Below are 13,156 nucleotides of genomic sequence, written 5' to 3'. Positions count from 1 at the left end.
CTTCACCGTTACTAGGGCAAAGATACTTGAGTTACCGGGACTCAACGGTCGATAATGACGATACAACGGGATGCAGCCGACGACTCGGGCGTTCTACGGAGTAAACGGAACGCCACCCGATATCAGATCCTGGTCCAGATCGCCGAGCGCCAGCCGGCGGTGAGCCAGCAGGAGGTCGCCGACGACATCGGCATCACGTCCCAGGCCGTCAGCGACTACCTCCGGGACCTGATCGAACAGGGGTACGTCCGGAAGCACGGCCGCGGGCGCTACGAGGTCACCAAGGAGGGCGTCGACTGGCTCATCTCCCAGACCGACGAGCTCCGGGACTTCGTCCGGCACGTCTCCGAGGACGTCATCGACCAGGTCGAGATCGAGACCGCGCTCGCCACGACCGCCATCTCCGAGGGGCAGACGGTGTCGCTCTCGATGCGGGACGGAGTCCTCCGGGCGACGCCGGGCGAGGCCGGGAACGCAACTGCGGTTGCGGTCACGGACGCCGAGCAGGGACGCGACGTCGGCGTCACCGACTTCGAGGGCGTCCTCGACTACGAGGTGGGGAAGGTCACCGCGATCTCGGTGCCGCGAGTGCAGGACGGGGGCAGCGCGGCGGTCGACCGGTCGACGGTCGCCGAACACGCCGAGGCCCACGACCTGCTCGCGACCGCCGGCACCGAGGCGCTGGCGGTCGCCGAGTCGACCGACCGCGAGCCCGACGTCCGGTTCGGCACGCCGCTCGCGGTCCGGGAGGCCGCCACGAAGGGGCTCGACGTGCTGCTGCTCGCCGCGACGGACGATCTGTCGACGCACACCGACCGGCTCCGCGAGCAGAACATCAGCTACGAGGTCGTCGACGCCGCGGAGTAGTCCGGTCGGCCGGCGGCTAGACGGGACGCTCTCTGGAATAGTACGGGTGGAGGTAACACCAGAATTCCAGTGAACGCAATCTATCTCTACAACTGGAGGTTGCCTTTTCTATCTCCCCATTTCACTGGAAACGTGGTGTGTGATGAGAACACTGGAAATCGCGGTATCCTTTTATTTAATCGTAGTCATATAATCTATCAAATGCACAAACCGTAATTTGTAAACGCCCCGCTATAGCGGGGCGCTACTCCATTCTCGTCTCGCCCTAGTCAGTCATGACTCATCAACCACCCAACCTGCATGACGACACCAGCACAGACTACAAACGGTTCGAGCGCCGGCAGATCACTCACGACCAAGACTGCAACAACCGGCAGTCCACCGAAACGTTCGACGCCATTGACGAAAGCCAAGCACGCCAGATCGTTCTCGAACTCCTCGAGTGCGATATCGCGATTCCCGTCGAGGAAGAACAAGTCCTCTATCACGAGCCCTCGGGGAAGAGTTTCAAATCAGACCTCCAACTCGCCGTCTTCCACAAGGGCTGGACTGCTCGTGAGGCCGCCGACGAGTAACCCCGGTATGTTTTCTCTTCCCCTCAAGAGGTGAGGGGATTCCTACAAGCTGCCCCTGGTGATTTCCGTGTCTACACAGGCGACTCCCACCCCCGACCACGACGAACAGGACGCCAACCAGACTCTGTCGCGTGCCTCGTTCACCGAGACAGATTCTCGGAAGGACGAGATGCACGACACCATCGAGGACTGGATACAGGACCTCATCGACGCCACCGAGGAAGCACGATCGAACGAAGAGTTCCAAGAGTGGCTTACCGTTCAAAGCAAGTTCCACGACTACTCCTACCGGAACACGGTGCTCATCAAACTCCAGAAACCCGATGCGACCCAGGTCGCCGGCTACCACACCTGGAAGAACGACTTCGACCGCTACGTCCAAAAGGGTGAATCCGGCATCTGGATCTGGGCGCCCATCATCACGAAGAAATGTCCCGACTGCGGGACCGCTCCTAGCTACCACAACAGCATCGACTGCGACTACGAGGACACAGACCCCGATTCCTGGGAGCGCGGTCTGGTCGGGTTCAAGCCGACCACGGTCTTCGACATCAGCCAGACCGAGGGCGAGCCCCTCCCCGAGCCGGATATCTCCGCAGAGACTCACGGCGACGGTACCGAGCTCGTCGACGCCTTCCTCAACGCCGGCGAACTGCTGGAACTCGATGTCACGGTCGTCCCGGAAGACGACTGGGCGTACGAGGGCAAGAAGGGTGTCTGTAAGGGCCGGTCGATATACGACCTCTACCCCATCATCGAAGTGGTCGACCGAGAGAACAAGGCCGATCTCGTCCGGACGCTCGCTCACGAGTACGCTCACGCGAAGCTCCACTTCGGCGTCGACGACCGTGGAGAGAAGCGCAAGCGCGAGGTTGAGGCCGAGAGCGTCGCCTACGCAGTCGCACGCCACTTCGGGCTCGACCCCGAGAACTCGGGGTTCTATCTCGCGTCATGGGCGGACGACGAGGAAGACATTCTTCGAGAGCGCCTCCAGCGGATCAGTTCGACCATCCAGACCATCATCGAAGCAATCGAGACCGCGGGCAACCGGGCCGAGTAGCGTACTCCGCCGTCAGATAATTCCTGGGTTGTACCCTTCCGAAGGAACCAAGACAACCGGCTGAAATTCTCACGTATCATGCACAAAGACGGTCATACTGGCGCTGCCTTGCTTCTGACCGCACCCCTGAGCTACTGGCTCATCACCTACGCGGGCCTTCCCTGGGGCGCACTCCTGTTGGTCGTCGCAAGCGGAGTGGCGAGTCTCCCTGATATCGACCAGAAAACGCCGTTCCTTGACCACCGCGGATTCACCCACACCATCTGGTTCTGTCTCGCCGTCAGCATCATCGCCGGCGCCGGAGCCTATCTGGTCTTCCTCCAGGGGGCGACACTCGGCAGTTCTCTCGGAATCGACTCCGTCCGAGCGACGAGTCAGGCGGTGCCAGTTAGTCTAGTTGTATTCGCGGGTGCTCTGCTGAGTCTGCTCAGCCACCTCCTCGCCGACGCGATCACCGTTGGGAACGGCAAGATGGCAGTCCGACCGTTCTGGCCGATGAACTACAAGAAGCTCCGATTCGGCCTCGTGAAGTCGGACTCGTCACTCAACGCGGTGCTCATCGCGGCCGGCGGACTTGCCCAGGTGGGCATGTTCGTTGCGGCGGTTTCTCCCTAACTGCGGTCTTTTCCGGTGTTTGTCTGCCCCGCTCCGAGCGAGGGGCGGGTTGCGACCGTCCAAGCCAGTAAGTGACTACTTATGTCAGCAAAATCAGAATCCGTATCGATCGAACAGCAGACGCAATTCACGACCGATGGAAGTCTCGAGGTAAAAGAAGAGAACGTCGGAACCACCCTCGACCAGTGGGGAGTCGACGTCGATCATCGCGAGCGACCGACCCGGATCGACCGGCCCGAAGCCAGCGAGTTCGGCGTCGACGACCGCCCGAACATCCAGAAGGGCGGTGAGTCAGGTGAACAGGCCAATCTGTTCGCCGATACAGCTGAAGACCAGCGGACGCTCGACGGTGAAGACGCACAGGACCAGTTCCAATTCGACCAGCGGCAAGCAAGCGACTAATCCCGGCTTCCAGAGCATTCAACTGCGAACTCGCATCTTTCCTACGAGTTAGCTTTTAGCACTCACACTACTAACTTGCATACTGAGACCGATGCCCGATCCTTCTGACCACTCGAATACTCTCCCTGAGGATAGCAGAGACCCTCCTGCTATATCATCTACCAGCGGTTACGAGCGGGATGCACCAGATAGCTTCGAGGACGACCCTGCTGCACCCCATCGGCACGACGCCGAGTTGTATCGCGACGACGAACCGTCGCAGAGTTGGGATCTCTCGCACCTGATGTTCGCGGCAGTCCCCGCTGTAGTGGAGCTCGCAGGGGTTGCGAAGGCTGCAGCAGCGTTCAGTCACCGCGACGACCGTCCGACCGGGACGTTCCCCGCTCACGAAACCTTCGAGATGGTGTCCGAGTTCGATGACAACGCCGCCGAAATGCTCGAGCAGAAGTGGGGAGCCCTCACACCGATCGAACGCCTCGATTCTGATGCAGGCCAGCGCTGGCTGAGCGTCCTCGAGGAGTCGACCGGTTGGAACGAGTCGGACAGTACTGACGGGAATAATCGCCTCTATAGCGAGTTTGGTGACCCAATTTCGGACCGAGACCAGTTGAACGAGGTCACCGCGGCGAGTGACACGCCGATCTGGCTGGTGCCTGCACTCGCGCTGGAGCCGGGTGAAGACTCAAAGCCGGTTGGCCGGACGACCTTCCGTGGACCCAACCGAGCACTGCTTCCGTGTCGGTCCTGTGACGAGGAAACCGAGCACTCGTTCGATTCCTACGAAGAGGTCCCAGTGGAGGAACATTCCGGCCAGCCAATATGGGGATGCAAGCAGTGTGGAGGGAATCGGTACGGGCCCGACCCAAGCCAGTCTCGCGAATAGATCACTCGACAGAACACGAACCACAGGATAGCCGCGTACGAACTCCAAGAAGCCCGAACCCAAGCATGCCATCCGAACACATTTCCTCGCTCGATGAGGCAAATCACTCAGTCTTCGACCAAGACAAAGCGCTCCGTATTCAGCCACCTGCACCAGCGCCGACTCAGTACTACTTCCACGAGGACGGTGAATGGCGCCTCCAAAAGTGCGGCCAATCGCACTCGTCCAGCGTCGACGTCGAGGTTGTCCGGAAGGCAGTCAAGCGAGCGATTCCGAAGAACAACCAGGCCGGTGGTGGGGGAGTTCGAGCAGTCGAGAAGTCGAAGAAGGACAAGTACGCCTAACGGATACGGCCACGGGGTGATTGAATTAGTGGCTATCCCCGTCTCAGGAGGGTGTGAGGCGGTGTCTGGTCCGACACCGCCTTGACAGTGACCGATTTGTTGACAGGGAGAGTGAATGCGGCCAGCTGTGTTTTTCACTCCCCCTCGCAGTGAGGGAGTTCTCATGTCTGCCGACAACCAGCATCCTCCGAACGGTCAGCCCGTTCCCGGCGATGAAGAGCACGATTCGATAACTGACGAACACCGAGCGGCCCAAGAGTCCGGCGAGGTTTTCGAGTCCGAAGTCCTCTACCCTATCGAACGCAATCCCAACGAGGGACTCCGACTGTGACCGCGGTTGGTCTCCCAGAGGAGAAACCCTCCCGACGTTAGAGCATCCCGCTAACGACCTTCCTATTTCAGATACCAACGAGCAGCGAGACCCGCTTTCCCTTTGTCGTCAATGTCGATAGAGAGTACACTCAACGTCGGCCGAATCGGGTCGACGCGACCGCCAGAGCCGGCCAGCATCGAGTATACTCCCCCGGCAACCATCGAGGAAGCTCGAGAAGCGAAGTACATTGGATTCCTGCATCGCCATCCGTTCGCGACGGACGCTTACGAACTCGGTTTTGTCACAGGAGTTCGGGAAGACTACGAACTCCAAACGGACAACCTCCAGAACGTCAATTTGCCGGTCCTGATGCTCGACAACGACTATCGGGACGCCGACGTCGAGAGGTACATCCAGTCGTTCAGGACGTACGAACCTGAAATCGGCGTACTCGGCGACGCATACACGAAAGAAGAAGCAATCGAGTACAACGAACTTGCTCGGGAACTGAAAGACGAGTTCGACACCGAGATCATCGTCGTTCCAAAATGCCGGGAAGCTATCGAGGCTCTTGACCAGGATATCGTGCTCGGCTACGCGATGGGGTATTCCGACATCCACGCGACTGATTTTAGTGACGTTGCCGAGTGGCGAGGTCGGCGAGTTCACCTGCTCGGTGCGAGTCCGCCAAAACAATGGAAGGTAATTCAGCAGCTGACCCAACCCACGATCTCGGGTGACCCGCCTGCTGATATCGTCGGCGCAGACTGGAACGGAATCCAGAAGATCGCGTACAAGGGAGAATACTGGACTCGAGACGGCTGGGAATCAGCCGACCGATTCTCTATCCGGGAGACCGTCCAGAAGGGGCTTCAGGAAATCAAGAAGTTCTGGCAGGAACGAGGGGTCTGGCCGGAAGAGAATCTCGTCGACGAGTATGACCCAGCCGTCATGGAACCCGACGAGTTGATTTTCGCAGACAATGGCAGCCACATCACGCAACAGGAGACGCTTGAGGACACCATCGTCGTCGAATACGAGTGCGAGAAGACCGGGGCATACAGTAGTGAGATACAGCGGAAGTTCATCGAGTACCGGGAGGGGCTGACCCCGTCTAATCGGCCTCTGTGGTTCTGTTGAGTACTATCTAAGCTGACAGAAACCGCGTGATGGATACCGAGTGTGTATGCAGCAATCGACAACTCCAGGGCCTGTCGTTATCAGTTGCTCGGTGGTCGAATAACTAGCCCACTGAATCACCTGGCCGAACCAGAGCGATCACCAGCATTCCGAGAAGTGAAACGACTACTGCGGTCGCATACATTAGCTCTAATCCGACATGATTTCTAAGGACACCGAACCCGATCGCCCCCACACCAATCCCGATGTCCATCCCGATGAGGACGGTTGCGGTCGCGCTTCCATTCTGGGTGTCCCGTGTGGCAACAAACGGCGAGCCTCTGTAGTAGTGGGAACACGAGTGCAAATCCGGCCCCGAACAGCCCGGCACCTGCGAGCGACCCGAGAGGGTGCCCAGAGACGACAAGGAGGCGAGGCGCGAGCGCGAGAAGTACCAGCCCAGCGGCTTGACAGATGAACGACGCCGAGAGTACGGCCGGTACCGACTCTGGAAGTTGGCCCCGGACTGCGCGCGCTAGGATAATCGCCCCGCCCATCACCGTGAAAAAGAACCCTCGAGTTTCCGAGGCCGACGGTGGGGGCATAGAGCGGGATGAGTGCGTTGATGGTGCGGACAGGACCACTCGCGAGTGCGACCAGTAATGCGGCAGGCAACGCTTCCGACGCATAGAACTCACCGGTGCCGGTCGCGGGCGGTGTTGTTTCCTCAAGCGCGACCAGCGGGCCCAACACGAGAAGCGCAAGCAGTGCTGCGAACGCAAATTGCATCGGAAATCCGTACTGGTGCGCTATCCAGAGTCCGGCCGGTGGAAGCACCATCAGCGCGATGTTCGGGACAATACCGAAATACGCGAACCCCTCGGACTGACGGGCGTCTGGTACCACGTCGGCAGCAATCATCGGTGTCGCGGTACTGCTGGCGCCCCAGGCGAGCCCGTGGAGTACCCGAAGCCCGATTGCGATCCAGATGACGGTCGCCCACGCGAACGAGAGAGTCGTACCTGCGAGTGCGATGGCAGCGATGGCTTGGACACCCCGGCGACCAACCCGATCGAGTAGCCACCCAGCGACTGGTCGCGCGACAACGGCTGTGAACGTGAACACGCCAAGGCAGCGCCAATGAGCGACTCGCTGTGCGTTAACGTCTCCAGGTAGACGGCGAAAATCGGGTGAACCACTGTATAGCTGCTGTACGCGAGCAACTGCGCCCCGCAAACGAGGAGGGACGAGCGCGTCCATAACGGCGGCTCCTCGTCGGTGACGAATGCGTTCTGGAGCCACCGTGTGACCGCGCCGATCATCCCTTAGTCGTCAGCGGGACTCGGTTGTTCAGCAGCATCCGGTGCGTCGTCAGCGACCAGGTGAAGCGGATTCGTCACCGTGCTGTGTTCGGAAGCGTGGGGACGACCAGGCGTGTCGTCGTAGCCGTAGTCGAAGATGCGGTTTCGGTTGAGACTGAGCTTCGTGAACTCCGGCTGGAGCAGGTCGAACAGTTCGAACCGCGACTCCAGTTCGGGGAACGCCGCCTGATAGTCGAGAATCGTATCACGTGCGTGTGTCCAGAATTGCTCTTCAGGGTAGTCCTCGTGTTCTTCGAGGAGGTCCGCGACATATCGAAGGACACAGACGAATAGTCCACAGAAGATGAACTGGCAAAGCCCCTCCGGTGGCTCGTTTCGGAGCACGTCGTGCATCTCATCGGAGAGTGCTTCCAGCTCGGAGAGTGGCTGATCACTCACGTTCACGTCGTCGACGAAGTCCTTGACCGCCAGGCGGGACGGAGCGCCATCTTCGACGGCGAGAATCGTGTTCTGCCCGTGCGGGGAGAAAACCGTCCCGTACTGGTAGAGGAAGTGGAGGAGGGGCGGCAGTATCGTGTCGAAGAATTCCGCGAGCCACTCATCGAGTGTGAGGCCCGACTGCTCGACGAGCTGAGAGATGTAGGGTTCGCCATCGCTGTCGACGTGCATCAACGACGAGAGCGTGATGGCTTCCTCACCCTCCTCGAGGAAGGTGTAGATGGACTCACGCCAGATTGCCCCCAGCAGTTCGTGATACTGGTAGGGCGACCGGTCGATGTCGGTGAAATCGGCGTGGTCGTAGTTGACACCAGCGATCTCCCCTGGGAGGATGAGTCCCTGTTCTTGGAGGAATTCGTCCTGTTCGTAGATGCCTTTGATGTACTCGGTGACGGTCGGGGCGAGTTCGGTCCGCTCGCTGGGGAGCCCCCGCCAGACCAGCGTGTTGAGAATCCGCATCGGGACTTTCACGTGGTGTTTCTCTTCGTTATCGACGTTGACGAAGGTGCGAACCGACTGCTGTGGCAGGTATTCATCGGGGCCCTCGCCGAGTGGGACGATATCGTCCGCGGCGATGTGGTCGGGGAACAGCGGGACGATGCTGTTCTCCCACTGCCAGTCGTGGACCGGCATGAAGTAGTAGGCGTCCGGTTCGAGATTCTTGGATGCGAGCCGGTCAATGAACTCGTCATAATACTCGCCCAGTTCGCGCTGCACGAGCGAATCGTGGTCGACCTGCTCGGTCCCGACGAACGTCGAGTTCTCCTTGCGAACGGCGACCCACGAGAGCGTCACCGACTCTTTGCGCTCGGGCGCGTACTGCTTGTAGTCGTCATAGCCCCAGCCGAGCCGGCCCTTGTTGTAGGTGATCCAGGGATGGCCTTCCATCTCGCCTTCGAGATGGGCGTAATCGAGGTCCAGGGGGTCGAATTCATCGCGGTCCCGCCTGCGCGCCTCGATATGAGCATCAGCGAGTAGCGTTCGCTTGTACTCGCGAACGAGGTTCCCTTCAGTGAGTCCGTCAAGGTCGGCCGTCTCACCGAGGTCGCGCAATAGTTGAAGAGGGTCGCCGATGGACGTCCACGTTCCATCCGCGTTGCGTTCGACGGTGGTGCCGTGGACGTGCAGGCTGTCCATCAGCCGCTCGGTCGCCTCGAAGCGATAGCTCGTGTCTCCGAGTTCGAAGCGGTAACTCGCGCGGTCGTCGCCTGCTTCGACCTTCCGGGGTCTGATAATCTCCTCGTAGGCGAACTCTTCGAGCATCTTCGTCAGGAGACGGCGTTCGACGGTCTCCCAGATCTCAGCGTCCAGTGCGTCCTGCAGGGTGGTGTCGTTCGGATTCATGGTTAGTCGTTCTGCGGCAGTGGTTCACTCCCGCGTTCGCGGAAGGCGCCGGGCGCGTGTTCGACGAACTGGTCGAGCGAGAAGTCCTGATAGACCGTGTCGGTGTCCTCGGGGTAGGCCTCGCGGCCGACGAGTCGATTGACGAATTTCGTGTTGCGATAGCAGCCGAGACCGAGGTCGGGCACGCCGACGCCGTGGGTGTGGAGTTCGGCGTTCTGGAGGAAGACGTCGCCCTCGACCGCGATATCGAGACGGTGGTCCTCGGTCACTTCGAACCGGCCCTTGTCGTCCCAGTTGATCGCGTCTTCGAGCGGTTCGAGGAAGCCAGGGATGGGCCGTTCATAGCCGGTCCCGAGGATGACGACCTCGCTTTCGTGGGCGAACGACTCCTCTGTCTGCCACTGGTGACAGTCGAGTGCGTAGGCATCGCCCACGGACTCGATGTCCTGCACGTCGGTCATCGCGAAGAGTCCCACGTCGGGGTCGTGATCGCCGATGGAACGGCGATATAGCAGGTCGTAGATCTCCGCGCTCGTGTCCGGGTCGACGCCCTTGTAGAGTAGGTCCTGATTCGGAATGAGGTCGTCTTTGACTTCCTGAGGAAGGTCGTAGACGTACTGCTCGTATTCGGGAGTGAAATGCTGGAGTCCCAGCTTCGAGTACTCCATCGGGAAGAAACCGTCCGAGCGCGTCAGCCAATCGAGCCGATAGTCGTTGGCTTTCTGGCGCTGAAGCAGGTCCTGGAACACCTCCGCAGCGCTCTGACCGGACCCGACGACGGTGACTGAATCGGCCGTCAGCACGCGCTCGCGGTTGTAGCGGTACCGGGCGGTGTGGAAGACGTCTTCCTCGGGATGGCCCTGGAGTTGCTCTGGGATCTGTGGTCTGGAACCGATACCCAGCGCGAGGTTCTCGCCGCGGTACTCGAAGCGTTCACCGGTCTCGGGGTTCCGAGCGGCGACGACATAGTGTTCGCAGTCGTCGTCCCAGCGAACGCCAGTGACCTCTCGACTGAACCGAGAGGTATCGAGGTTCTCGGCGACCCATTGCAGGTAGTCGTTGTACTCGCGGCGGGGGACTTGGAACGTCTCGTAGAAGTAAAACTCGTAGATGCGGCCCATCTCCCGCAGGTAGTTGAGATAGCTGTTGGGGTTCGTCGGGTCCGCGAGCGTGACCAGGTCCGCGAGGAACGGGACTTCAAGCGTCGTTCCGTTGAGGAGCATTCCCTCGTGCCAGTGGAACTCGGAATCGCGTTCGAGAAAGGCAGCGTCGACGTCTTCCTCGACACCATCGAGCATGGCTGCGAGGCCGAGGTTGAACGGACCGAGGCCGACGCCGACGATGTCGTGGACGTTCTGTTCAGTCATCGGCACTCACCCCCTGAGTCGGCGCTGCAGTGGCGTTGGCGAGCACGTCAATCTCGAACCGCTCGCGTTCACAGACCATCAGCAGCGCGTCCTTCTCGGCCTCCTCGAAGTAGAACTCCTGGCGGGGTTCGAACCCACACTGTTCGAAGACGTAGATGACGCGCTCGTTGCGGGCGTCCGGTTCCGCGATTACCCGCTCCGTCTCGGGATGACGGAACTGCATCGCGACCACCGCTCGCATCAGCGGGAGCGCGTAGCCGTGGCCCAGATATTCCTCCGGACCGATGAGCAGGTGGACGCCCTGGTCGGCCGGGTCGGCGTCGTAGTGGTTCGCCACGTCGTCCTCGGCCGCCCAGTAGCACCCCCAGTAGCTCATCGGCACGTGGTCCAGACACCCGATGTAGGGCGTCAGGTGGTCATCGGCGAGCTTTTCAGCCAACCGGTCGCGGAACGCCGGCAGGGGCAAGTCGAGCTGCCAGTAGGGTTTCACGTGGTCGCTCCCGAGCCAGGCGTGGAGCCGGCCGAGGTCACGTTCGAGAGACGCTTGTCGGAGCGAGATCGTCTGCTCGATACTCCTGTTGTAGGTCTGGTAGTCGTAGTCCGTTGCGATGGTGGCGTCAGGTCCTGTCATGTGTCGAGTTCGGTCACGAACGGGTTCTTTACGTCCGTGTAGACGGACTGGTTCTCGAGGTCGTTCTCCAGTTCGTCCAGTCCCCGGAAGCGCGTCAGCAGATTGGCCTTGCAGGGGACGGTGGGCGATTCTAGCAGCGGCGTGAGAAAGTCCGACGAGGGGCGGTCGTAACGCTCGCGAGCGCGTTCGAGTTCCTCCCGGAGGAGCGCCAGCAGGCGGCGCTCCGGGACCAAACCTGCGCTCCCGAACGCGTTGATGACGTCGAGTGCGTTGTTCAGGATGACGTAGTAGCGCAGTCGCTCGTCGGCGATGGCGTCTGCACAGACGGTCTCGGCCCGGGCGCCGACGCCGGGCAGGTAGTCATCGACATCGGGGTACTGCGACTCGGGGAAGTAGAAGCCCTGGTTGTCGCGGTAGCGGAACTCGCTCGGATAGCCGTCCTCGTCGAGCGTGAGTACCGAGTTCTGCTGGTGGGCTTCCACGCCAACGCCCTGGACGAGATAGAGCCACAACACCGGCCGGATCGCGGTTTCGAGATAGCGACGGAACCAGTCCTCACTAACCCGCTGAGTTTCGCGCCCCTCGCGTTCGGCGATGGCGGTGACGATTCGACCGAGGCGTGACTGGCCCGCGATTGCGTCCTGACAGAGCGAGACCAGCGGCGTGGAGCGCTCGGCCAACTCACCACGGAACGGATTGCTCCGAAGGACCGTCTCCACTCCCGATTCCTGCTCCTCGCCGATATCGAGGGCGAGGAAGGCGGGGTCACGGACGATGTCGAAACTTGGGAACGCCTCGGCGAGTTCGTCGCCGAACGCGGTGTCGAGCAGTTCCGCGACGGCCACACCGCGCTCCAATTCTGGACGCTTGTTCGTCCGGACGGAGTTCGTGATTTTCACGTTGAGCGACGACTTCACCATGAACGGCACGTCGGGGCTGTAGAGCGTCCGGACGGAGGTAGTCGGATAGAATTCCCGTCCGGTAGCGCCGAGGTGTTCGAGGCCGTCGCCGAGGTGTCGCTGGATGTGTGGCTGGTCGAGGAGATACGCCGCCTGCCACGGGTGGACGGGCAGGAGCACGTCCTCGCTGTCGACGTGGTCGGCGATGAAGGAGTCCGGGACCTCGGGGTCGTCGCGCAGGGCGTCTTTCACCCACGTCGCGGCCTGTTGGTCGTCTGCTGAACCCGCAACGACCAAGTCGGGGTCGGCACGGAAGTAGTGAAGCGAGAATGACCCCTGAAGTTCCGGGGCGTACGTGTCCCGGTTCCGAGGGGCGATGCCCTGTCGGCTCTTGGGCGTGGGGTGTCGGTGGTGACCGAAGACGAGGGCTTGCTCGGCGTCGCGGAACGACAGTTGCTCGGCGTAGAGCCGTTCCTCGTCGCCCACCCGATTCGCGACGAACGATTCGACGTTCCGCTTGCTCCGGAGCACGCGCTCCAGTAGTTCGTCCGGAACGGACTCGCCATCACGTGCTCGTGAGAGGTCTTTGATGACGAGCGAGGCGAGTGTCGCGGCGTCGATCGGGTTGACCGCGCCATCGGGGAGCCGATATCGCACCGGCGTGTCGAAGAGATGTCGCTCGGTAGGCGAGCGGTATTCGAGGGGTGCGAGCAGGTCGATGCCCTGGGCGGGGAGTTGCTTGTAGAGCAGTCCGTCCGTTCCAGGTTCGACCCCCGCCACAGGCTCATCGCGGACCTCGTAGTCTCCGGTTTCACGGAGATAGCAGTTGAGGAACGCATGCACGGTGGCGTCGTCGGCACGGCTGGCAGGGTCGACGTCCCGACTCGAACGGTGGTCGAAATCGAGGCTCATCTCGT

Annotated in this window: 14 protein-coding genes; 9 read left to right on the top strand and 5 right to left on the bottom strand. The window is 61.0% G+C overall.

Annotated elements, in window-relative coordinates; translation table 11 throughout:
• The first annotated feature begins 54 nt into the window (after positions 1 to 54).
• From ACQUQF_RS20420 to ACQUQF_RS20380, 9 genes are all read left to right on the top strand, one after another.
• Positions 55 to 867: a winged helix-turn-helix transcriptional regulator gene (locus tag ACQUQF_RS20420; RefSeq protein WP_435180985.1), complete on the top strand. Its 813-nt coding sequence runs from the start codon at positions 55 to 57 to the stop codon at positions 865 to 867.
• A gap of 275 nt (positions 868 to 1,142) precedes the next feature.
• Positions 1,143 to 1,442 (top strand): hypothetical protein, encoded by a 300-nt coding sequence (locus ACQUQF_RS20415; protein WP_435180984.1) that lies wholly within the window; start codon positions 1,143 to 1,145, stop codon positions 1,440 to 1,442.
• 67 nt (positions 1,443 to 1,509) lie between these two features.
• The gene (locus ACQUQF_RS20410; RefSeq protein ID WP_435180983.1) at positions 1,510 to 2,502 is read left to right on the top strand and encodes an ImmA/IrrE family metallo-endopeptidase; all 993 of its coding nucleotides are present in this window, start codon (positions 1,510 to 1,512) and stop codon (positions 2,500 to 2,502) included.
• A gap of 78 nt (positions 2,503 to 2,580) precedes the next feature.
• Positions 2,581 to 3,117, top strand: a complete 537-nt coding sequence (locus tag ACQUQF_RS20405) for a metal-dependent hydrolase (protein ID WP_435180982.1) — start codon at positions 2,581 to 2,583, stop codon at positions 3,115 to 3,117.
• Between the two features lie 81 nt (positions 3,118 to 3,198).
• The gene (locus ACQUQF_RS20400) at positions 3,199 to 3,519 is read left to right on the top strand and encodes a hypothetical protein (protein ID WP_435180981.1); all 321 of its coding nucleotides are present in this window, start codon (positions 3,199 to 3,201) and stop codon (positions 3,517 to 3,519) included.
• Between the two features lie 91 nt (positions 3,520 to 3,610).
• Positions 3,611 to 4,402 (top strand): hypothetical protein, encoded by a 792-nt coding sequence (locus ACQUQF_RS20395; protein ID WP_435180980.1) that lies wholly within the window; start codon positions 3,611 to 3,613, stop codon positions 4,400 to 4,402.
• Between the two features lie 65 nt (positions 4,403 to 4,467).
• Complete coding sequence (locus ACQUQF_RS20390; protein ID WP_435180979.1) at positions 4,468 to 4,746, top strand: hypothetical protein; 279 nt, start codon at positions 4,468 to 4,470, stop codon at positions 4,744 to 4,746.
• Positions 4,747 to 4,909: 163 nt separating this feature from the next.
• A complete protein-coding gene (locus ACQUQF_RS20385; RefSeq protein WP_435180978.1) occupies positions 4,910 to 5,077 on the top strand; it encodes a hypothetical protein in 168 nt (55 codons plus the stop codon).
• 111 nt (positions 5,078 to 5,188) lie between these two features.
• Entirely contained in the window at positions 5,189 to 6,199 is a 1,011-nt protein-coding gene (locus ACQUQF_RS20380) for a DUF6610 family protein (protein WP_435180977.1), read from the top strand.
• A 189-nt stretch (positions 6,200 to 6,388) separates the two neighbouring features.
• Here the strand turns inward: ACQUQF_RS20380 and ACQUQF_RS20375 are convergent, their stop codons facing one another.
• The 5 genes from ACQUQF_RS20375 to ACQUQF_RS20355 all read right to left on the bottom strand — a co-directional run bounded on the left by ACQUQF_RS20375 (position 6,389) and on the right by ACQUQF_RS20355 (position 13,151).
• A complete protein-coding gene (locus ACQUQF_RS20375; protein ID WP_435180976.1) occupies positions 6,389 to 7,438 on the bottom strand; it encodes an MFS transporter in 1,050 nt (349 codons plus the stop codon).
• Positions 7,439 to 7,503: 65 nt separating this feature from the next.
• On the bottom strand, positions 7,504 to 9,342 hold the full coding sequence (locus ACQUQF_RS20370; protein WP_435180975.1) for an IucA/IucC family protein: 1,839 nt from the start codon (positions 9,340 to 9,342) through the stop codon (positions 7,504 to 7,506).
• 2 nt (positions 9,343 to 9,344) lie between these two features.
• Positions 9,345 to 10,709 (bottom strand): lysine N(6)-hydroxylase/L-ornithine N(5)-oxygenase family protein, encoded by a 1,365-nt coding sequence (locus ACQUQF_RS20365; protein WP_435180974.1) that lies wholly within the window; start codon positions 10,707 to 10,709, stop codon positions 9,345 to 9,347.
• Complete coding sequence (locus ACQUQF_RS20360; protein WP_435180973.1) at positions 10,702 to 11,340, bottom strand: GNAT family N-acetyltransferase; 639 nt, start codon at positions 11,338 to 11,340, stop codon at positions 10,702 to 10,704. The genes ACQUQF_RS20365 and ACQUQF_RS20360 overlap by 8 nt, the downstream gene beginning before the upstream one ends.
• Positions 11,337 to 13,151 (bottom strand): IucA/IucC family protein, encoded by a 1,815-nt coding sequence (locus tag ACQUQF_RS20355; RefSeq protein WP_435181506.1) that lies wholly within the window; start codon positions 13,149 to 13,151, stop codon positions 11,337 to 11,339. The genes ACQUQF_RS20360 and ACQUQF_RS20355 overlap by 4 nt, the downstream gene beginning before the upstream one ends.
• Positions 13,152 to 13,156: the final 5 nt, after the last annotated feature.

Origin of the sequence: Halorussus sp. AFM4, from assembly GCF_051194995.1 — an archaeon.
Classification (GTDB): Archaea; Halobacteriota; Halobacteria; order Halobacteriales; family Haladaptataceae; genus Halorussus.
Note: the sequence above shows the minus strand (reverse complement) of the source record. Positions and strands in the feature narration are given on the sequence as shown.